Genomic DNA, 21,657 nt, shown 5'->3' with positions numbered 1-21,657 from the left:
AAAGAGAAAAATAGAATTCAAACTGAAATTATTTCTAATTTTGAACTTTCCGTTATATTATTGTATTGGATGAATCCCGATGAACTAACCAACACAAATTTTGCCGGCTTTGTATTCTTAAATGTACATTTGGATGAATCAAGAATATTATCACAGGGTTGGGCATTTTTTTTAAGATAAACTATGCCACCATTTTGATCAAACCACATTAAATCTAATGAATATTTTATATTTAACAACCACATGGAATATAGATCAGGTTTATCATATAACAATAGTAGTCCAGAATCCAAATTTGGCTTGTCATTCCTAAATGTTAGCCATCGTTGTCTATCAAAATCCGAATCAGCAATTTCGACAGTCAAAAGTTTTTCGTCTATTTTTATGGTTCCTTTTGAAAAAGCGGTATTTACATTTTTAATATCTGATGGAACAAAGATAATTCCCAAAATCCCTATTACAAAAGCCGAAATAATTATTGGAATAAGGAGAGTTATTTTTTTTACCATCGTTTAATTATAAAAAAATAGAGGTATTTTAATAATGAGTATAGCGACAATGAACCGTCATAATGATCGATAAATAAAAGCAATAAAATAGAAATGAGTTTAGCAAAAATATCTAATCCTAGGCCTGAGATTCTCCACAGGCTGGGCATAGTTTAGTATTTTTAGACATTCTTGAACCACATTCAATACAACATCTAAATTCGTTATTGCTCATTCAACAATATATGAAATTAATTGTAATATATTTTATTTACATTAAGAACCGAAATAATAAAGCATAGAATAGTTTTAGAACTCCAAGTAAGTTTGTCGCTTGTTCTGATCTATAACCATTATTGATAAATCGCTAAAGTTTTTATTTTCCAGCGAACTCATTTTTCCCGTAAAAGTTGTTTCCTTTCCGTCATTCGTCAAATTTTCAAATAGCCAAACGTCAATTTTTGAAGTGTCTAATCCTCTCTCTTTGATAAATAAAGAAATTTCCGAGGGCATAAAGTTTTTTGATGGATCTGACGGCCATGGTCTTGGCACTAATATTACGCTTTTTTTATCAACAATTGATTTAACCATTTCTATTTTTTTTTCTTCAATATCACCAGTGACATGAAAAGTTATAATGTTAGATTTATCCAATGGAACTCTAGACTTTGCAGCTGCTATCTGTATGGAACTAATACCAGGAATTATTTGGACATTTTCATCACCGAACAGATGTAAAAGTCGGTCCACTACTTCTGATTCTGAGAAATTTACATCTCCTGTAAATGGAACAGTGCATATATCATTTTCTTCCATTAAATTATTATATACATTCAAATAAGTCTCCTCTTGATTTTTCATGGTTATTTCAAATACTTGATTAAATGATTTATCAAGCAGGTGATCTATTGTATTTAGAGTGTATTTATATCCTATAATAAAACGAGATTTCTTGATAATTTCTTTTGAAAAATCCGTCAAATATTTTTTTGATCCTGGACCTACACCTATAACATACAATTCTTTTGTCAATTAGGCATTTTAGTAGCCTATTGGATATTTAAGTACTAATTGCTAGAGAAAACGATATTAGAATATAAGTATATTGAATATAATCTTATCAGCTTTGTATGGGAAAATAACTATAATTTGAGAAAAAATAAAAATTGGTGGAGAGTTTAGCCCTCTTCCCAGCCTTTTGTAAATATGGCGTTTTTCTTTAATGGAATTGGTTGTCCTGGGGTATAATCCATTGGTCTCATCCAGAAAATTGCTTTTGTTGGACAAACGCCAATACAAGCACCATCAGAAATACATCTTTCTGGATAAAAGACAAATGCTTTACCTCTTTTCCAACCTTCCACAGGTTTTACTCTTAATACATCTGGACCAAGAGCTGTACAAATTTCTACACATAAAGCGCACCCAATACAATGCTGTTCACTAATATCTGGAAGTATTGCTACTGGCATCTAATAATTCACTGTAGGTAAATCTTCATTAAAACTATTTAAACACTATGGCATTTTATAACAATGATATAAAATTAATCCAGAAAACCATGCGTGAATAATAGATGATTATAACCTTTTTGGAATATTTTCAATCATCATCCATTCTATTATTGCTCCAACAAAAAGCATTCCAGAAACTAATGCTACTTCGATTAGCAGATAAAACAAAGATTTTTTTGTAAATTTCTTCTTTAGTAGTTCAAATAATAAAATACAGCCTCGAGAAATTGCTAGTCCATATGATGCTAGCTCTAGAATTCCAAATGGTGTTAAGAAGATGACTAGGGGATTAGAATATGTAACACCCGATAGATTCATTATTGAATTAAATACTAAACCGGTAGAAAAGCCAGAGATAGTTCCCATTACCAGACCTATGACAGGAAGAAACATTACTAATGCTATTTTTAAGTTATTTAAGAATATCCCAAATTCGTCTATGTCACTTATCTGATTCATAAAGTTTTTTGATAACTCCTTAGAAAACGATTCATCCATTTCAAAGGAAAATCCAAGGTAAAATATACTCAAGAAAAATAACATGGCTATAAAGAAAAACGCCAGTCTCTTTTTAAATGTGATAAGCATAATCAATTATAATACTTTTTTTATCAATTATAATACTTTATTATTTATATAAAAAGGTTTAAAGAATATCGTCGATTAGTTAATTTGATTATTGACCGATAATTCCAATCTCTTAAAAATAATTTCCTTTATAACTAGCAAAGGATTTCAGATTCATCCCGATGCGTTAGTGTTAATCGAGAATCTGCAGGTAGATGTGTATCAAATAGTAGAAGAGATTCTCTTAATCAAAAAGAGAGACGAGTCTAAGGTTATTTTATCTGACGATGTAAAGAATATTTTAAAGTTTTCAACCCATAGTTCATTGATTGTGAATGATAATGCTAATAATGGTACTAGTATCATAAATAGGTTAGATCATTCTGAAATCATTGATACCAAAAAAAATAATGAAGAGCCTATTTTAGAATTAGTAACTCATACTGATGATTTTGAGAATAACTATTATATCAATAATATAATTTATGATTCTAATAATAGTATCAACAGCAGTGAAGGAGTTGAAGGATATACATCGCTGTTTAGAAGCCGATTTGATAAATCCTTGAAAATTTTGTCCAATAGGCCAGATAGTAAAAGGATCAAAAGAATAGCTTTCATTAAACAATCTCTTAACCAATCAAGAATAAATCTAAAGTCACAATCTAAGGAGAATCCGGAAGAATCTTTATTCATAGCAGGATTAGTAATGGAAAAGAAAATAAAAAAAAATAGCTATAATTTAACTATTGATGACCAGAGTGGATTATTAGAAGCATTTGCATACGATGATGATTTAAAAAAACAGATTTCATCATTAACGTTAGATCAAATGGTAATGATAGAACTTGAGAATAATTCAAAAAGAAAGAACCACGTAATAAGAAAAATATTTTCATTAGATGTGCCAGACAGAATTCCAAATAGATCTCACTCTGAGGTATATAGTGTGTTAATATCTGATTTGCACATAGGCAGTAAATTCTTCATGGAAGATGAATTTCAAATGTTTTTGAATTGGTTAAATGGAAAGGAAGAGAATAAAGACATTGTTTCTAAAATAAAGTATATTTGCATTTGTGGAGACCTAATTGATGGAATAGGAATATTTCCGCATCAAGACAGAGAATTATTAGAAAAGGATTCATTTTCCCAGATGGAGCATGCTACAAATTTGTTGGCGAAAATTCCTAAACACATCAAGGTCTTTATGATTCCTGGAAATCATGACTTGGGAAGACGAGCATTGCCTCAACCAGCAATACCAAGAAAATATGCCGATAAGATTTATTCTCTGAGTAATATTACTATGCTGGGAAATCCCTGTATGATAAATATGGAAGGAGTAAAAACTTTAATGTTTCATGGTCAAAGCTTAGACGATACGATTGCTACAATTCCTGGTCTAAGTTATTCTAAACCAGCCGAGGCGATGAAGATTTTATTAAAATCAAGACATCTTTCACCCATATACGGTCAAAGAACACCTATTGCTCCAGAATTAGAGGATATGATGGTTATTGAAGACGTTCCAGATATTTTCCATTCCGGTCATGTACACGTAATAGACGTGGATAGCTATAAGGGAACTTTGGTAGTGAATTCTGGCGCGTGGCAAACCCAAACACCTTTTCAACGCGCCATGGGAATCACTCCTACCCCTGGAATAGCAATTGTAGTTGATTTGGCCACTTTAAGACCATATCAAATAAATTTTGCAAGCTAATAAATCAAAAATTACAATGGTATTATAAATAATCAAGTATTGTAGGTTGTTCTTTCTTTGATTGAAAAATAAAATTTCGTTCAACGATAAGTGATTCTACTCTGCTCTTTAGGTAACTTGTGACTTTAAAGCTGTTACTCAAGTTTTCTGCTAAAAGAACATATTTTTCTACCGAACCTCGGGTAACCGTCTGTAATAAAGTATTATTACAAGTAAGACATTTACCATACAAAGGAATTCGCCTATACTTATCACCGCATTTATTGCACCTAAACGACTGCGAACAATAAGAACGCATATTGCCCATTATATCAGGAATAATATGCGTCGTTAGGACCATAGAGATTACTTCGTTTGTGTCTACAGAATTAATAAGATTTGCTGTGGATATTTGCATTTCTAATTTTTCGCTCATTGTATTTAATGTAGAATATGCACTTCGATTTATGTCAGATATTAAAGTGCCACTAGTATGCGTAAACCCATAATCATAAAATTGTTTATCACTCCCTATTCGATTTTTTAGTATTTCAATTGTATCAGAAATATCTGCTGCTTTAACACCTAACCAAGTATTTTTATAAAAGTCTAGTGGATATTTTTCCACAATGTCAATATTATGAGCTTGTCGTTGAACCTCATGGGGTAATACAATAGGTTGTATTAGTAATGGAGCATCCATTAATCCACCTATTTTATCGGGTAAGAATGAATATGAAAAGTTTAAGAATGCATCAAATAATAGGATAATCGAATCAGCATCGCCGTCACAATCTCTTCTTTTTGCGGAATGCCATATTGGAGAACCCAAACAAACTTGTGATTCTGTAAAACCTATTATACGTCCTATAATACCGACTGAAGTATGAGGAGCCAATCCCACTATTAAATGTCCGATCAGATCATTTTCGGTATAGGCATTATAGATAGGTGGTAAATCATATAAGGCAACTAATTCCTCATCTATGAATTTAGCTGTTTTTAAGAGATATTTTGCAGAATCTAATGGAATTATAACATCCTGGATCAGCAACTCTACGATTTGTCTTTCAGTATTAAGTTCATTCTGTCGATAATCAAATTTATACCCTAATTCTCTTAATTTTGAAATGGATGTATCGATAAAACATGGCAGAAAATGAGTAAGAGGCTCATTCGTTGCATCAAATCTTATGGTACCGTCCTTAAACACAGATAAACCACATTTTTTTCTAAGAATACCCTTCTCGATTTGTTCAGCTTCCTTGTCTTTCCCCATTAATGCCTTCACTCCTTTTAATGGAGAAGTTACTCTAAAGTTCAGCCTTGTTTCTGCCTTCTCTATCAAGGTCTTTAAAGGAAATTTTATTGGAGAAAATGTTTTATATTCGTTACCACACTTTAAACATTTATTCCTTTTTTTTATATTATCAACAGGATCAAACGATAAATCTAGAGATTCAACTTTACAAACATTGCAAATAAATTTTATAGGAGTCGCTTGGTTGCAATAGTTACAGTTAGTACCTAACGATGGAATATTACAATTATAACAGTATCGATTTGATTTTTCTGAATAAAAGGAATCGGCATTTGAAGCCTTTAGGAGGTCTCTCATGGGACCACCTTTGTTACCTACTGGAAACAAAACATGAATTGGGGGTTTCATCTTACGCTCTGAGGCCTTTTCTGGTCTACCAACTCTTACAGATATTGAAGAAGAAAATTTAGAACGGATTTTAATAGATGAAATTGAATTTATTAGCTTGATGACATTTGTTTTACCTTCGCCTTTCTCCGATTGTAAACTTTCAACAATTTCATCTACATTTTTGATAAATCCATCCTTTGATATATAATTAGAAAATGTTGAAAAATGGATCTTATTGCGAGTCTCATATAACAATGAGAGTATAGATTGGAATTCAGGAATACATAAACACACTAACGCGAAAATTTGAGATTCATCCAACAATACTATAGTATTACTAGATGTATCTAGACGATGGAACACGCCAAGTTTTTCTAGAATACTTTTTAGTTTGTGGTCGTATGATAGCCTAATTTCCTCTGTAGTTGATTCAATCTTTTTATCACTACTAAATAGTGAAATAAAAGATATCAAAGCGTTTCTAATTAATAGAAAATCTTTTATTGATATAGCTTCCCAGTAGAAGGAATATTTAGGATGTAGTGGAATGTCAAATTGGATTGAAATTTTCAATGCTTCTCTAAATAGTGGTATTGCAGAGGGATTAGAACTCAATTTAACTAACTTGTCATATCCAACAACACAGTCCTTTTTGACTTCATTGATGTGGCTCAATTTTTCAAATAATTCCTGGATCCATATTTCTTCCACATAACTTGCAGGTAATAATTGTGCATTATTCTCAAGAAAATCGCCATAACTAATCAGGATATCTCCTAAGTATAATATTTTGACTACTCGTGATCTTAAATTTAGAGCTTGTTCTACGGTATTAATCTGCAAAACCGTTCCGTCATCTAATTTTACTATTGGTGGTTCGATGCTGTCTACAAGGGCAATTGTTGAAGCTTTTCCTGGGACATCCATTTTAATTTGTGTTCCAACCACTACGGCAGAATTCAATAGTATAGGTATTGTGTTATGTATTCCTATCGTGGCAAACCCAGTATTAAAACACCTTCCATATCGTAACCTAAATCCACCAATTTTCTTGTTCATAGATAACACGGGCCTTCCTGTAATTACTTCGGACATTCTATGACTCACTGTATCATCATCGCCTGTTTGGATTGCACCATTCATATTTGCAAGCCAGTCCCAACCTTCTAGCTCAAGTGTTTCAACCAATTTTGTAAGTTTTCTACATCTACCTATCAAACCATCGTTCATAACTCTGAGTGCTCCTCCTCTGACTCTATCTGTTTTTATCCTCTTCATCTCCCGGTGAATTACTAATTCAACCGGATCTGTATCTACTCCATCGATCTCGACAGGCAAATTAGAAATACAAAAATCAACGTCTTTATCTAATACTTTAAATTGAAAGTTTCCTACTTCCCTCTCGTATAATCTTAATTCTTCTATAAATCTGCCAGTTTCATCATCAAAAGAATTTGTTTGATATCTAGCAAGTCCAGATACCCTCCTTACGTGATCAGCTATAAGCATGGTAAGTGCTGCTTCAGTCCCTCCAGCAGATCTTATGGGGCCAGCGAAAGAAATGGAGAGATATTGTGAACCATCTTTATTATTTTTCAGTTGTACATCAGATATGCCCTGTAATGGAGCTACAGTGACTCCCTCCGTTACCACAGCTAGACTTACCCTAACCGCATTTTCTAATCTTGTTCTAAGATCTCCGGATCCATATTCCCCCTTCGCAATTTCTTCCGCTATTTTAAGAGCGGCTTTCTCTTTTGTAGTGTAGTTTAGTAATGCCCTTAATCTGTCTGAAATGTCTATATTATGCATTTTTGCAACTCTGTCCGATAAGTCATAGGCAATTTTTGGTTCCACATAAGTCGTAACATCCAAACCTTTTTTTCTTGCTTTTTCGGCTACCATATGAAGCTTATTTACCTGTTCCAGGAGGCTAATTTGATACTCTAAATAGTAGCTTGGTATTGAAATATTATTTAATCTTATTTTAGCCTCATCAATTAAATTCATAATTATTCAATCGCACCATTTTAGGAACGTATGGCAGTAATAATGTCGTTAAATTTATTCTCCCAATCGGGATCCCGTTCTAATAATGTTCCTATAACTAAGATATCTGCCCCGGCTTCCGCCAATTCTTTAGCAATTGCTGAATTCTTAATACCCCCTCCAACTATTAACAAGCCATCATAATACTTTCTAACATTTGAAATCATTTCTGCAGATACATTCTTTTTTGCACCCGACCCAGCCTCCAGGTAAACAAACCTCATACCCAAATACTGCGCGGCCAATGAATACATAACAGCGATATTGAATTTTTCAAAAGGTATGCCCTTTGCTCTTCCAATAAACCATGCTGTAGTATTATCGCCAATTATTATATATCCCGTTGGCAATGGTTCAATATTATACTTTTTTACCAATAATGCCGCTAATGCTTGAGCTCCCGAAATAAAATATGGATCCTCAGAATTTAGTAATGATGTAAACAAAATTGCGTCGGCATTTGGAGATACACCCGTAACATTTCCGGGGAATAAAATGACAGGAATAGATATTATTGACTTTATCGATATTACTAATTTGTCTAAATCCAATTGATCTATAGCAGAAGAGCCTCCTACTAAAATGGCTGAGGCACCGAGTGATTCAACTTTTTTCGCAACACCAGCAATGTCTTTAAAATTCTCCGAATCTAATAAAGCAAAACATATTTTTTTATGCTTTTTCAATTCCTCATTAATATAGTTCTCTACCCGACTCAATATAATACTACACGTATATTAGTAGAATTAAATTTAATGATTGTGTTAATTAGCTGTTTAAAAAGGGGAATCAGCTATACAATATTGTATAGCTAATGGAAAACAAAGAAGATATAAATAATATATTTTTATCCAAATTAGTTGAAAAATCTTTATTTACTCCTAGACAAATACAAATAATTTATAATTTTAAGAATAAAGAGAAAAGACTAAAGGAAATTAGCTCAGGCGCATATTATAGAGAAGTCAGGCAATCAAAGATAAAACTACGTAAACTAATTTATTCTATTTTACTACTTAATCTAATAAATGCAATCAATAATGATCAATTGATCGCCTTAAACTCTCTGTTAAATAAGCTTAGAATTCTTGAGGATAATCACATTAAATATCACGATAAAGAAATAAATCGCGTGATAAATGTGATAGAAGATGTAATCAGCAAAATAATCAATATCTAAAATATCACTATTTATATAATATTTATTGTAAAATAATCACATACAATAAAGTTATATCACACTGTATTGCTAAATAATATGTGAGCATAGATATTGCATCACTGATTCTAAATTACGCCTTAATTCCATTTGGCTCAGCTTTGGTATTATCATTTCTTGCTTTGAAAATTTACAACAAGTTAAAAAACAATAATTTTAAGAGATATAATATTGAAACAAAAATCTCTCACCTTGAAAGTCAAATAAAAGATCAAATTAATAAGAGTGATTTCGTTTCTGAGCAACTTCGGGTTGTATATGATAGGACTAAAAAGACTAATGAAAAATTAACTGATATACAAGGGTTAATAAAATTATTAGAAGAAAATATAATCTCTAACTACAAGACTAAGTCACAAGATTCTGTAATATCACCATTGCAAAACTACGTAAGCAACCCGAATCTAAGATCATCACTAACGGGTCATGACACAATATCACAAGATTCTTTCAAATTGGTCGAGCAGGAAGAAGAACGTCAGAATAGTACAATAGAATATATTCTCAGAAAATTAGAAGATAATTCTCTAACTACAAGAGAAGTTCAGAGAGTTATTGGTAGGACTAGGGAACATACTTCTAGATTAATGAAAAAATTATTTGAAGAGAAATTAGTATATAGAGATGTCAGTACAAAGCCCTTTAGGTATACTATCACAGTCGAAGGTCGTAAACTGTTGTCAAAGCATTCTGCTTCAAAAAGTCATTTTCAGCCTGATCTTCAGGATAATGTGAATCCAATAAACGAGGTGATTGAGAAGTAGTCGGTCTTCCAACTGATGAAATAACGTCTTTTTGAACTCTTATTAACTTATATATCCACTCTTTCCCTCTTTTACTCCTTACCAATTTTTGCTTTTCAAAATATCTTGATAAATAAGTCGATATAAGACTAAGTTGTAACTGCTCACCGTATGATTCTTCATAGGATTCGGCAACATTTGACGATGTAAAAGAGTATATGCAAAGTTGTTTTCAATTAATGACCATATCTTTGATCCAATTGAGTTACTAGATAGATTAGATCCTAAATCATATTTTTGTAAACTATTATTTTGTTCCATAGGAAGTTTGAGATTGTTATCTAAATCATCCTTTGAGATGTTTAGGTTTTCTACTAGTTGAAGAACTTTTTGAATTTTGTCTTTTGATAAATTGCCTTCTAGAGATAAATTATATTTTCCACCTTCAGCATCCTCCAATTCAATTTTTATTCGTTTTTTTCCAGTGGACAATTTATCGTCTCTGTGAATTTGATAGCATATGTTAACTTAACAATATGGAATAAAAATTGATAACTAAAAGATTAATTTTTGTTAACTAAAATAAGCACATAATTTTTGATGTTTAGATTCTTATGTTAATATTGTTATTTCTTTTATAGATTTTTATAGTTCCAGTGGAAATAAAGGGGTCAAATCACGTTTATTATCATTGTGAATAGATTTAACACCCCTCCAGTGGAAATAAAGGGGTCAAATCACGTTTATTATCAAACGATTTTTAACTGTTAATGTGATTGTTAATTTGATGAGATAGCCCCAGGCCCCTCTATTTCTTATGCAATGAGTATTAATTTTGATAATAGATTAATATTAATTTATTTGATTAATATGTATAAAGTAATTGATTAACCTGTTTAAAATTAAATGTTAATAACAGTTAGCATATTAACATGACATTATCTTTTTATCATTCGAATAGAAAAATAGGGGTGTGTCTGAGTTGATTTATCAATACCATTAACGGAAAGAAATGATGATGGATTCAGATTATTTAGATAATATATTTGATAAGGCGGTTATTGGAGCCAATTTAATTAAAAATAGAAAAACATTAACAATCGATTACGTTCCTGAAAAATTACCATTTAGAGACGAAGAATCTAAAACTATCGCACAAGTACTATCAGTTGTATTAAAAAATGGCAGACCTTCTAATCTCTTAGTTTTTGGAAAACCGGGAACAGGAAAAACGGCCGTTGTTAAAAATGTAATTACTCGATTAGAAAAAAAATCAATAGAGCATGGAATAGAGATTACCGTTACTATTATTAACGCAAAGACTTCAAATACTTCATACAAGGTATTATATGATATTGCAGAAGATATTGGGCTTAATCGCTTTGACAAGAAATTAAGAGTGCATTTTACTGGTTTATCTATGGGTGAAGCCACTGATAGGATTCTTGAATATTTGAAAAAGAATAACCTTCATGTAGTACTAATTATAGATGAGATTGATTCCTTGGTCGATAGGAACGGGGATGATGTTTTATATAACTTTACTAGAGCAAATGAACGCATGTTGGGAGACGGGTTTGTTTCCTTAATAGGAATATCCAATAGTCTTACCTTTAAAGACAAACTGGATCCAAGAGTAAGAAGCAGTTTGAGTGAGGAAGAAATAATATTTAATCCATATACAATAGTTCAATTAAAAGAGATTTTGAATGACCGTTCTAAACTTGCATTTAATGAGGGATCTATTGGTCAGGCTGCGATTAATTTATGTGCAGCAGTGGCCGGGAAAGAAAATGGCGATGCGAGGAAAGCAATTGATCTATTAAGAGTAGCCGCTGAAATAGCAGAAAGAGAACGGGCAGATATGGTTACTGAAAATCATATACGAGATGCACAAGAAAAGATTGAAAAAGACACTAATTATGAAGTCATTAAAAATTCCACAACACATACAAAATTGATTGTTCTTTCCATCATGAAGTCTCAAACTGGTATGACAGGAGATGTTTATGATATCTATGTTTCATTATGCAAACAGATTGAACATGATTCTCTGACCCAAAGAAGAGTTACTCAAATAATAAGTGAATTAGATCAACTAGGATTAATCACATCAAATGTCGTTAGCCATGGTAGGTATGGCCGTTCTCAAATAATAAAAATGGCTGTTTCTTCTGATACTGTATCCAAAGCACTAAAGGATGATAATTTTTTATCCATGTTGTTGTGATGTATTTTTACTAATTTTATGTGATCGAATGTTCTGATCGAAAGACATGATCGAATGGACAGCTTTTAATAAATACTTGATCAACAATGTTCTATTTGATAATAATGAAATATAGAAGTAGAACAGAAATAACTGTCTTAATACTAGAAGCAGCAAACGGTGGGGCTACAAAGACGAAAATCATGTACAAATCATTCCTTTCATACGCACAGTTAAAAGAATACTTTACAATGTTAATTGAGAATGCTTTGCTAGAATATGAAGATGGAACTCAAAAGTATAGAACAACAGAAAAAGGCTTACGACTATTAAAGATATATAATCAGATAGAAGAATTAATCCCAAGCACAATAAAATAATTTTTTTAGGGTTTTAATTCATGACCGATTATATCTGAAGTTCCCTCTTTGTATTTTACAAGCACCGTATCTCCAGCCTTGTAGGGACATTCATTAATTCCTCTAGGATGATCAGCCATATCAACAACACAAATTCCATCATTTTTACTTACTATTTTAACCTCGGCGGTAATTTCATCTCTGATTAAATTTTTAATAGGAAATACAAAAATACTTAGAATGATAAATGCACCTATAGCAATAATACCAAAAATTAAGACCAGTTTCTTCGTTGAAGGCTCAGACGGAGGTACTAGACCCATAAGACATGAGATTATTATCTGAATGTAATTTAAATAATTATCGTAATCTGGATTCTAGAATTCTAAATCTATATTTTTGTTTTGGAAAAGACAAATTTATTAAAATGTATCTTATTAATTTCAACATATTTAATTGCTTATTTGGATACAAATAGCCTAAAATTTGATAAAATAAAATTCTAACTAAATAACCACCCTGTTTAATATATATTGTTCCCTATTGATTCATCGAGGTTTTACTTTTATATATTCAGAGGACTTAAAACTAGTAAATGTATATTTATTATGAAATAGATTAATATGTTAGTCAGGTGATCGAATGTTCTGATCGAAAGACATGATCGAATGGACAGCTTTTAATAAATACTTGATCAACAATGTTCTATTTGATAATAATGAAATATAGAAGTAGAACAGAAATAACTGTCTTAATACTAGAAGCAGCAAACGGTGGGGCTACAAAGACGAAAATCATGTACAAATCATTCCTTTCATACGCACAGTTAAAAGAATACTTTACAATGTTAATTGAGAATGCTTTGCTAGAATATGAAGATGGAACTCAAAAGTATAGAACAACAGAAAAAGGCTTACGACTATTAAAGATATATAATCAGATAGAAGAATTAATCCCAAGCACAATAAACACTTCCAATAAAGACACTTTTTAATAATACTTCCTTAAATTTTTCTACCTACGATATAAAATTTTTTCTCAAATATTTTACTCTATATGAGAACATGCTTTAAATATTAGATTTATATCATTGGATTTACTCATATAATCTAATGAATTCCAGAATACTTGCTCCTGTGGATGGTTCTGACAATTCAATGAGATCCTTAGATCATGCTTCATTCTTGAGTTCTAGGCTAGACTCAAAATTAACAATTCTATATGTACTTGAAATCCCTCCTTTCGTCTATATTCAATCACAAAAACTAGTGAACTCTATAATGGCGGAGCTAGAAAAAGAAGCCAAAACCGTCCTTGAAAATGCTGTTAATAGAACCAGAAACTATAATTTAGAACCAGAAACTATCTTTTTGGAAGGACAAAATGTTGGATCTATAATAATTGATTATATCGAGAAAAACAATTTTGATTACATCACTATAGGAAGTCGAGGTAGAGGAAAATTTAAACACGCTATACTAGGCAGTGTTTCTCATAGAGTGTTACATCATAGTAAAATTCCGGTACTGGTGGTTAAATAGATATTATAATTATAACAATGATTTAGTGAGAATATTATTTATCCAAACCTAGTAGTTCTAGTTTTTGACTGCATGATAATAAATGAATATCAATAATTTACATGAACTTGCGGTATTATTTCTTCTATCTGATTATATATCTTTAATAGTCGTAAGCCTTTTTCTGTTGTTCTATAGATATTTAACAATCCACCTTCATATTCCAATGAGCCATTCTCAATTAACATTGTAAAGTATTCTTTTAACTGTGCGTATGAAAGGAATGATTTGTACATGATTTTCGTCTTTGTAGCCCCACCGTTTGCTGCTTCTAGTATTAAGACAGTTATTTCTGTTCTACTTCTATATTTCATTATTATCAAATAGAACATTGTTGATCAAGTATTTATTAAAAGCTGTCCATTCGATCATGTCTTTCGATCAGAACATTCGATCTACTTCGCTTTACTACTTTAGAATATACTTTTAAAATTTATATAGCAATATGTACATAATATAGTTAATAGATTTTATAAATATTATTTTTTTTAATTATTTTATGATACTATTTCACTGCAATGCAGTGAACACATTGATGTTTTAAATATGTTATATAAAAAATAGGATGGTTGATCAATAATAGTGAAAAAGATTGAAATAATAATTCCAGACAGAGAACTACAAACTGTTGGTGCCATTTTAAAGGATAATGACATCGGAGGTATGAGCTACTATCGTATAGAGGGAAAAGGTAAGGGTAAAGCGCAACCTGTTTCAATTGGGAGAGGTACTATGCAATACACGCCTGAATTTATTCCTAGAACCAAAGTTGAAATAGTTGTAAGAGATGATGTGGTGGATAAACTAGTCAATAACTTATTGGATACACTTGATGATAAAATAGGTGGTAAAATTTTCATATTAGAAGTGCAGGAGGCAATAAGCATAAGAACAAAGGCTAGAGGCGAATCTGCCATTTAATATTTTTAATATTTTAATAGCATTTTGATTCAAATCCATTATCTAATTAATATTATTATTTATTCATAATATTTATAATAATTATTATTTTCTTAACTACATGAATAAACAAGTTTGGTGTTTTGTATGTAATTCGTTAAAATCCATTTGCATCCATGATAATTGTAATATACACTGTAGTCTTTGTTTTAAGATAAATCAAATATTACTACAAAACAATATCTAATTTCAATTCTCTATCTTTTTCTCTACTTTAATTATCTCTCCTACAGTTTGATTCATGGCTGACTCTGCGATATCACTTGCATGTTCGACAGTTCTGCGTATATCTTCAAGTATTAATTTTACTCCTGCATTGATATTGTGACTATCAATATCCTTATTTTCTAATGAATCTAAGAACAACATGATCTCTCTTTCTATACAAAGAACGTTATCTGATTTATCTGCAATTTTATCGGCCAAATTATAGTCTCTTCTTAAGAATGCCTCAACTGCAGATGTCAAAACCTCTAAAGCAGAATTACTTAATTTCTCTAATTTTTCGGTTATCAAAGAAGGGATTAAACTTTGAATTTCCATGGATTTTGAAGCAATTCTGGATGCATGGTCGGCTACTCTTTCGATACTTTTTACGGTAACTCTATAGCTAAGACAATCAGAAGCATTTTTTAACCCTATTTCCTGCAATACTCTTTCATTGTTAGTAGCCATGACTAAATTTCTTAGTATGTAAAGACTAAATCTATCTACTTCATCATCCGATCGTATTACTCCCATCGCTATATCATGATTTTTTTCTTTTACTGCAACCAAAGCATCCCTGTGCATTGATGAAGCAATCAAAAACATCCTCCGTACAGCCGTGTTAACTGATAATTCCGGTAATGTTAGTAATACTTGAATCGTAATTATATCAGAGGAATCAGCAATAATTTCTGTTCCTATCAAACTTCTTCTTACTACTTCTCTAACCGCCTCCCTTTGTATTGGTTGAATCCTTGCAGATTTCGCTTTTAGATTTATCAGGTTATATCCTGACAAATACATAGAAACAATCTTTCTCTTTAGGGTGTTAGGGCCTTCATCAATCAACACCTGAGTACTAACTTCATTTGTAGAATCTTGTAGTCTCTTCTCTTGTTCTGGGGTAATACATAATGAATTATTTGAACTCCTTGAGATAGAAACATGATCACCTGCTTTTAGATTCATTTCTTCAATCCATTTTTTGGGTAACGACAAAATATAGGTAGATCTACCCGTAAATTGAATTTTTCTAATGTCGGAATTCAATTTATTCAATATTATTGTTAATCTATTATTGATATATATATATAGATTCTCAATAATTATGGTTATTATATTATTATTCATTAGCAGTTTTTATATCTATATGAATAAGTCAATAAATCACATATATTTTTTGTAACTATATTTATTTCTATAATTAATAGATTATATTATGTTAAATCTAAATAATAATATTGACAGAAAATTCTGTCAGACATATAGACACGATTAAAGAATTAGAGTCACTTAAATATGAATATCAAATTCGTTGTAGTCATTATAGCTTGGAGTATTCGTCTAAAGACAATATTATAACATGTTCAATTTGTGGAAAGATTTGGAATTTTGTAGAGAAAAAAGGATTCTCTAACTTAATCCAAGTTTATAATGCAGAATTAGACTAACTTTTTTTCCTAGCCGAAAGTTTTTTTAACAAATATACTTTCTTAAATTTATTCAGTACAACTATTAAAATTCCAACTATAATAACTGCCAATGTTGCTTGAATAAATGAAGTCTTTAGAAAAGATAGAGAATCATTTTGATCTATTTGAAATTTGCTGATTGGAGCTATAACAAAAATAATAAAAATACATGCTATCATGACTAGTATCCACATAAATAAGATAAAGATTTTGAGATCTAGAAAATTCATTTCTTCTCCTCCTTCTCTATCCACTGGATATAATAAATTGCAATAATATTGTTATTAGTGCAAGTGACGATGAAAAGGTAGCCAATTTATAGATTTTCATTACTATTTCTCTTTCAGAAAGTTTTCCATCTAATAAAATTAATCTAACTAGAGTGATTGGTGCATTCTTATCCTTTGAAGCTTGTAATGTATAATCTTCATTTAGTATAGTTGGCCTAGATTTCAATTCTCGGTGTTCAACAATCTTTCTTACACTACTCAAAAACAAAAATGAATTCATTATTGCTGGTAATAATGCTATAATCGCAATTATTTCTGATTTAGATGCAATTGCTAATGCTCCATACATTGCTCCCATCAATAGCGTACCTGAATCTCCTGGGAATATTTTACTCGGATATTTGTGAAATATATAAAATCCTAATAAAGCAGCTAAAAATGGTATTTCGATCATAAGAATTTCCAGATCTCCAAACAAAAAAGTACTAATTATTATTGGAAACATCGTTATAATCATGAATCCTGTGGCTACTCCGTTGAACACGTCAATTGAGTTTACAGTATTTCCTGCTAGTGGTATTGAAATTAATATTAATGGGATATATAGTATTGGGATAAACACACTTCCAAAAATCACGTTTAATTCATTGTCATATATATGAAAAATAATGAGAGGTATTGAGGCTAAAATCAATGCCCCTGGTTTAAACCATCCTGGCATTATTCTAAAATCGTCAACAATTCCTATTATGAAGGCAATAGTCGTTGTAAGTAAAATGCTTATTATCTCAAGATCCCAGGTAATAAAAAATAAAATTAGTTCTCCTATGACAATGCTTAATAATAATATCGGTCCCGCAGGTCTAGAAACCTTTGGTTTATTGGGTTTATGATTATCGTTTACAACCATTCCTTTGAGTTTTAGAAATTTAATAAAACTTGGCATTAAAATTAGATTTATTAGAAAAGCGATAATAGATGCAATAATGGTGCCTATTACTAACACTTCAAAATTAGGCAAAAACAACTATTTTATTATAGATTATCTATATATATAATATGGGTCGATTTAACCAAAAAACTACAATTTTGTTTTTAATGATAATATAAAATTGATTGATTCTATCGAGGTATTACCCATACCTGACATCTAACACATAAAACAAGCACTGGACAGGCTAAGACACATTTTATGCATACTAAAATCAATCTTTTAATTTGTAAAATAAATCTATCTTATTTTTGTGTAATAGATATATTGTTAAGTTAATACTAGCAATCTAAAGTGCTCATTATAAAGTATGATTGTTTTATTTTTTCGTGCACATAGCAAATAAAATCAGTCCCATTTTGATGGTGTTTTTATTAATATCATTTTCAACTATATCTGGTTCAAAATTTACTTCTTCGTACGGTCAAATCAGTTTGGTTCCTGATAATTCATTGATTGCCCAAACTACTGATTGTATTACAAGCATGATGACTGGTGCGCTTATTGGTATAAATTCTGATTGTACTGACAACTTGAATAAAATAAATTCTACATATCCAGACAAAGCTCCTGATAGTAGTACTTCTGTATCTTCTTCTTCTTCAGACAAAGCTCCTGATAGTAGTACTTCTGTATCTTCTTCTTCTTCAGACAAAGCTCCTGATAGTAGTACTTCTGTATCTTCTTCTTCTTCAGACAAAGCTCCTGATAGTAGTACTTCTGTATCTTCTTCTTCTTCAGACAAAGCTCCTGATAGTAGTACTTCTGTATCTTCTTCTTCTTCAGACAAAGCTCCTGATAGTAGTACTTCTGTATCTTCCCACTCTAATAGCAATCCATACAATTTAAGTAAGAATAATCCGTTTTATCATGAATTTCAGAGCAAAAATACTGTTGACGGTGACGTTAGCACTCCCACTTTTACTTCTGATTCATCAAATACGGCTAATGGAAATTATATGGACACTTTCCAGTCTCCACCTCAAGACAACCCTTCAACCTTCATCAAATCTCCACCTCAAGACAACCCTTCAACCTTCATCAAATCTCCACCTCAAGACAACCCTTCAACCTTCTCGGAGTTACAACAGCAAAATATGAATCGACCAATATCCAACCCTTATTCGTTCCAGTCGTTCCATACATCAATCAACAAAAATATCTATACTAATCCAACTAATAGCGAATTAGGGGAGTCTCTAGATGGCAAAAATAAACATTCAAAGGAAATCTCTGCATGTTTTGATAGAGCATTTAGCATAGATAACTATCTATCTGACTCGGAAATCATTGAATGTGCCAAAGATCGAGATAGTTATTCTCAAAATAGCCTTCATAATTATGCTTTAAGCGACAACATAAAGAATAATGATGACGACAATGATGGTAAGACTGATAACAAACATTCAAAGGAAATCTCTGCATGTTTTGATAGAGCATTTAGCATAGATAACTATCTATCTGACTCGGAAATCATTGAATGTGCCAAAGATCGAGATAGTTTTAAATAATCTATCTTATTTTTTTGAAAAAACTTGGTTATAATTTATTATCAAGAATCACTAATTATTCCTATAATCAGTCTGTTGCTATAATAACAATGTTTTCGCCTTTGATGAAGATTTCTCCCATTTGTTGAACTCTATCTCCTTCTAAAACTTCGGTAGCATTTTCTAGTGTTAGGTTCATGTATTGATCAAAACTTTTCAGCTTTCCCTTTATAGTTCTCTTTCCTTTCAATTTTAGAAGGATGTCTTTATTTACACTTCCTTGTAAGATATTAGATTGATTGTTCGATGATGACAATAAAGTTAAATAACTTTTTTTTGTTATTTAGGTTTAACTTATTTAATTATGCGTCTGGATTAAACCCACGACCAAGGCTCCATGTTGCGCATTAAACATTGTTTTCTTATTATTCTCTTTGAGCGCTCAATAGCTTCTGCTTCGGTTATTTTATCCTTTTTTAAATACTGCAAAAAAATTTCTTCGTAGAGTTTCTTAGCTTTTTCTTCGTTAAATTCTTTGTAATCATTCATCTTCTTTATTTTCTTAGTCTTGATGGGTTCTACTTTCTCGTGTGACTCTTCATCAATCTTATTAGTTCCCTTCAAATCCTTATATTCTTCTTTGCAAACATTACAATTCCAGTCAAAAAAAAATTCATGTATGTTGCATTTTGTCACATCATAGAAAAAAATACATTATTATTTAACTTTTTCATACTTCTAATACTTGGAAATTATTTGTATACTGGTTCTAATGCTGCCGCCATAGTAGCTCAGCCTGGCAGAGCGAAGGTTTCGTAAACCTTAGGCCGTGGGTTCAAATCCCACTTATGGCTTTCAAATTAATATATTGAATTATTATGTTACCACTAACCTAACTTGATCCATTTTTCTGTTCCCTTGAAATCTCTTAGTAATATTTTTAATTTCTCTTGCATCACCATAAAGCACAAAAATTTCAAGACACCTGTCTTTGTCTATCTTATTGTGAATGTGGGTATTAATTATTTTATCAAATCCATGTCGAATTTCACTAATTTCTTGATCAGATTTTTCATCATGTATTACTAAAAGAACTGAATGTAGAACTCCTGACAATTCATCTATTCTTTTCTCTTCTAGAAGTAAGTTTCTGACACTAGCTCTTACAATTTCTGATCTGCCTGAAAAACCCAAAAACTTTTGCAGTTTGTCTAGTTCTTGAATTATGTGTTCATTTAGTGAAATGCTTATGATTGGCAATGTTTTTTATTATGATCATTTCATAATATTTGTTTTTTCCATTTATGAATAATTTCCAATAGATAAATCAGTATCATCCTACTTTGGTGGTTCTATTTCTCTTATGCTCAAATCTTTGAAGTTCAAAACTACATTATCTGCGCGAAAAGTAACAATAGGTCCTGAATTCAAAACCATATGATCCTTGGATCTACCACAATTTGCACTGTAGAATACTTTATCCGAACTACTTGCATACCAGCCTCCATTATCCGTAATTTCAAAAACTTTGACCCAATGATTAGAATTGGAGTTATCTAAATATGATTCCATTTTTACCGCAGAATCGTTATTTGTATTATAGATCACAGTTTTCCAACCTATCCATCTGTTCATCAACGAGTCTGTTATTTTAGGTACAGATTTTTCTTTAGTGTATCCTCCGGTAAACCATATTTCTTTTTTCCAGGCTGCTGAACCATCCGGATAAATTCCCCCGTGAAGGGATAGGCCGTGACAAGGAAAATCTTCATTATGTTGATCAGTTCTTGCTACCCAGTCTATATCTGTTATAACACTTTTACGCGGATTGATTATTGAGTCTATTTTCACATATCCAGTAATTTCAACATTTTTCCATTCCTCTGTCCCATTTAATGTGTCTACATTAATTCGAATTTTGTCATCCCTTATTTTCCAAGATCCATCATCCTGTTTGGCTATTCTAGGATTAAAAGTAAAAGTTACATTTGGATCATTTTTGGGATTAGACATATTAACATACCATTCTCTGCCTTCGGATTTGGTAGGATATATTTTTTCAATACCAAATTGATCATTTGCATTTATTGTGGTATTTTCCTGTTGAGCAAAGACCGTGATAATGTCAAAAATAAATAAACAAGTAAAAAACAAAAGTGATGAAGCAAAAAGAAAGACAAATACAAATCTTATACGAAAATTCATTTCTTTAAAAACATACTG

At 31.2% G+C, this 21,657-nt stretch carries 25 protein-coding genes and 1 tRNA gene; 10 read left to right on the top strand and 16 right to left on the bottom strand.

Features of this window, described 5'->3' with window-relative positions:
- Positions 1-17: 17 nt before the first annotated feature.
- The 4 genes from AB0A59_RS15240 to AB0A59_RS15225 all read right to left on the bottom strand — a co-directional run bounded on the left by AB0A59_RS15240 (position 18) and on the right by AB0A59_RS15225 (position 2,545).
- Positions 18-509 carry a DUF192 domain-containing protein gene (locus AB0A59_RS15240; protein WP_458745142.1) on the bottom strand — a complete coding sequence of 164 codons (492 nt, stop codon included), beginning with the start codon at positions 507-509 and terminating at the stop codon, positions 18-20.
- A 288-nt stretch (positions 510-797) separates the two neighbouring features.
- The gene (locus tag AB0A59_RS15235) at positions 798-1,520 is read right to left on the bottom strand and encodes an SAM-dependent methyltransferase (protein WP_458745140.1); all 723 of its coding nucleotides are present in this window, start codon (positions 1,518-1,520) and stop codon (positions 798-800) included.
- A 146-nt stretch (positions 1,521-1,666) separates the two neighbouring features.
- Complete coding sequence (locus AB0A59_RS15230; protein WP_144734520.1) at positions 1,667-1,960, bottom strand: NADH-quinone oxidoreductase subunit I; 294 nt, start codon at positions 1,958-1,960, stop codon at positions 1,667-1,669.
- Positions 1,961-2,068: 108 nt separating this feature from the next.
- Entirely contained in the window at positions 2,069-2,545 is a 477-nt protein-coding gene (locus AB0A59_RS15225; RefSeq protein ID WP_458747626.1) for a stage II sporulation protein M, read from the bottom strand.
- A gap of 136 nt (positions 2,546-2,681) precedes the next feature.
- On the opposite strand from AB0A59_RS15225, the gene AB0A59_RS15220 reads away from it, so the two are divergent.
- Positions 2,682-4,295: a DNA-directed DNA polymerase II small subunit gene (locus AB0A59_RS15220; RefSeq protein ID WP_458745138.1), complete on the top strand. Its 1,614-nt coding sequence runs from the start codon at positions 2,682-2,684 to the stop codon at positions 4,293-4,295.
- Positions 4,296-4,317: 22 nt separating this feature from the next.
- On the opposite strand, the gene polC is transcribed toward AB0A59_RS15220, so the two are convergent.
- Together polC and AB0A59_RS15210 are read right to left on the bottom strand one after the other, a co-directional pair.
- Entirely contained in the window at positions 4,318-7,935 is a 3,618-nt protein-coding gene (polC, locus tag AB0A59_RS15215) for a DNA polymerase II large subunit (protein WP_458745136.1), read from the bottom strand.
- A gap of 20 nt (positions 7,936-7,955) precedes the next feature.
- Entirely contained in the window at positions 7,956-8,699 is a 744-nt protein-coding gene (locus tag AB0A59_RS15210) for a phosphoglycerol geranylgeranyltransferase (protein WP_458747625.1), read from the bottom strand.
- Positions 8,700-8,788: 89 nt separating this feature from the next.
- On the opposite strand from AB0A59_RS15210, the gene AB0A59_RS15205 reads away from it, so the two are divergent.
- Positions 8,789-9,154, top strand: a complete 366-nt coding sequence (locus AB0A59_RS15205) for a hypothetical protein (protein ID WP_458745134.1) — start codon at positions 8,789-8,791, stop codon at positions 9,152-9,154.
- An 80-nt stretch (positions 9,155-9,234) separates the two neighbouring features.
- On the top strand, positions 9,235-9,957 hold the full coding sequence (locus AB0A59_RS15200; protein ID WP_458745133.1) for a hypothetical protein: 723 nt from the start codon (positions 9,235-9,237) through the stop codon (positions 9,955-9,957).
- Positions 9,958-10,035: 78 nt separating this feature from the next.
- Here AB0A59_RS15200 and AB0A59_RS15195 read toward each other — a convergent pair whose 3' ends face one another.
- Complete coding sequence (locus AB0A59_RS15195; RefSeq protein WP_458745132.1) at positions 10,036-10,428, bottom strand: hypothetical protein; 393 nt, start codon at positions 10,426-10,428, stop codon at positions 10,036-10,038.
- Positions 10,429-10,948: 520 nt separating this feature from the next.
- On the opposite strand from AB0A59_RS15195, the gene AB0A59_RS15190 reads away from it, so the two are divergent.
- Positions 10,949-12,166: a Cdc6/Cdc18 family protein gene (locus tag AB0A59_RS15190; protein ID WP_458745131.1), complete on the top strand. Its 1,218-nt coding sequence runs from the start codon at positions 10,949-10,951 to the stop codon at positions 12,164-12,166.
- A 104-nt stretch (positions 12,167-12,270) separates the two neighbouring features.
- Positions 12,271-12,525: a winged helix-turn-helix domain-containing protein gene (locus AB0A59_RS15185; RefSeq protein WP_196817417.1), complete on the top strand. Its 255-nt coding sequence runs from the start codon at positions 12,271-12,273 to the stop codon at positions 12,523-12,525.
- Positions 12,526-12,530: 5 nt separating this feature from the next.
- On the opposite strand, the gene AB0A59_RS15180 is transcribed toward AB0A59_RS15185, so the two are convergent.
- A complete protein-coding gene (locus tag AB0A59_RS15180) occupies positions 12,531-12,827 on the bottom strand; it encodes a hypothetical protein (RefSeq protein ID WP_458745129.1) in 297 nt (98 codons plus the stop codon).
- A gap of 395 nt (positions 12,828-13,222) precedes the next feature.
- Between AB0A59_RS15180 and AB0A59_RS15175 the strand changes: the two genes are divergently transcribed.
- The gene (locus AB0A59_RS15175) at positions 13,223-13,498 is read left to right on the top strand and encodes a winged helix-turn-helix domain-containing protein (RefSeq protein ID WP_458745128.1); all 276 of its coding nucleotides are present in this window, start codon (positions 13,223-13,225) and stop codon (positions 13,496-13,498) included.
- A gap of 118 nt (positions 13,499-13,616) precedes the next feature.
- The gene (locus AB0A59_RS15170; RefSeq protein WP_458745126.1) at positions 13,617-14,045 is read left to right on the top strand and encodes a universal stress protein; all 429 of its coding nucleotides are present in this window, start codon (positions 13,617-13,619) and stop codon (positions 14,043-14,045) included.
- 89 nt (positions 14,046-14,134) lie between these two features.
- Here the strand turns inward: AB0A59_RS15170 and AB0A59_RS15165 are convergent, their stop codons facing one another.
- Positions 14,135-14,398 (bottom strand): winged helix-turn-helix domain-containing protein, encoded by a 264-nt coding sequence (locus AB0A59_RS15165; protein WP_458745124.1) that lies wholly within the window; start codon positions 14,396-14,398, stop codon positions 14,135-14,137.
- A gap of 268 nt (positions 14,399-14,666) precedes the next feature.
- Between AB0A59_RS15165 and AB0A59_RS15160 the strand changes: the two genes are divergently transcribed.
- The gene (locus tag AB0A59_RS15160) at positions 14,667-15,005 is read left to right on the top strand and encodes a P-II family nitrogen regulator (RefSeq protein ID WP_458745120.1); all 339 of its coding nucleotides are present in this window, start codon (positions 14,667-14,669) and stop codon (positions 15,003-15,005) included.
- Between the two features lie 228 nt (positions 15,006-15,233).
- Here the strand turns inward: AB0A59_RS15160 and AB0A59_RS15155 are convergent, their stop codons facing one another.
- From AB0A59_RS15155 to AB0A59_RS15145, 3 genes are all read right to left on the bottom strand, one after another.
- Entirely contained in the window at positions 15,234-16,310 is a 1,077-nt protein-coding gene (locus AB0A59_RS15155) for a PhoU domain-containing protein (protein WP_458745118.1), read from the bottom strand.
- Between the two features lie 388 nt (positions 16,311-16,698).
- Complete coding sequence (locus AB0A59_RS15150; protein WP_458745116.1) at positions 16,699-16,953, bottom strand: hypothetical protein; 255 nt, start codon at positions 16,951-16,953, stop codon at positions 16,699-16,701.
- Positions 16,954-16,969: 16 nt separating this feature from the next.
- The gene (locus tag AB0A59_RS15145) at positions 16,970-17,980 is read right to left on the bottom strand and encodes an MraY family glycosyltransferase (RefSeq protein WP_458745115.1); all 1,011 of its coding nucleotides are present in this window, start codon (positions 17,978-17,980) and stop codon (positions 16,970-16,972) included.
- A gap of 293 nt (positions 17,981-18,273) precedes the next feature.
- Between AB0A59_RS15145 and AB0A59_RS15140 the strand changes: the two genes are divergently transcribed.
- Positions 18,274-19,455, top strand: coding sequence for a hypothetical protein (locus tag AB0A59_RS15140; RefSeq protein ID WP_458745113.1), 1,182 nt, complete (start codon positions 18,274-18,276; stop codon positions 19,453-19,455).
- Positions 19,456-19,522: 67 nt separating this feature from the next.
- Here the strand turns inward: AB0A59_RS15140 and AB0A59_RS15135 are convergent, their stop codons facing one another.
- Together AB0A59_RS15135 and AB0A59_RS15130 are read right to left on the bottom strand one after the other, a co-directional pair.
- Positions 19,523-19,750: an LSM domain-containing protein gene (locus tag AB0A59_RS15135; RefSeq protein WP_458745111.1), complete on the bottom strand. Its 228-nt coding sequence runs from the start codon at positions 19,748-19,750 to the stop codon at positions 19,523-19,525.
- A 59-nt stretch (positions 19,751-19,809) separates the two neighbouring features.
- Positions 19,810-20,130, bottom strand: a complete 321-nt coding sequence (locus tag AB0A59_RS15130) for a hypothetical protein (protein ID WP_458745109.1) — start codon at positions 20,128-20,130, stop codon at positions 19,810-19,812.
- 84 nt (positions 20,131-20,214) lie between these two features.
- Between AB0A59_RS15130 and AB0A59_RS15125 the strand changes: the two genes are divergently transcribed.
- Positions 20,215-20,288: transfer RNA gene (locus AB0A59_RS15125), tRNA-Thr, on the top strand.
- A gap of 22 nt (positions 20,289-20,310) precedes the next feature.
- On the opposite strand, the gene AB0A59_RS15120 is transcribed toward AB0A59_RS15125, so the two are convergent.
- Both AB0A59_RS15120 and AB0A59_RS15115 read right to left on the bottom strand, forming a co-directional pair.
- Complete coding sequence (locus AB0A59_RS15120) at positions 20,311-20,694, bottom strand: CopG family ribbon-helix-helix protein (RefSeq protein WP_458745107.1); 384 nt, start codon at positions 20,692-20,694, stop codon at positions 20,311-20,313.
- A 78-nt stretch (positions 20,695-20,772) separates the two neighbouring features.
- On the bottom strand, positions 20,773-21,639 hold the full coding sequence (locus AB0A59_RS15115) for a hypothetical protein (RefSeq protein WP_458745106.1): 867 nt from the start codon (positions 21,637-21,639) through the stop codon (positions 20,773-20,775).
- Positions 21,640-21,657: the final 18 nt, after the last annotated feature.

Source organism: Candidatus Nitrosocosmicus sp. T, from assembly GCF_054408485.1.
This window is presented reverse-complemented; position numbering and strand designations above follow the sequence as displayed.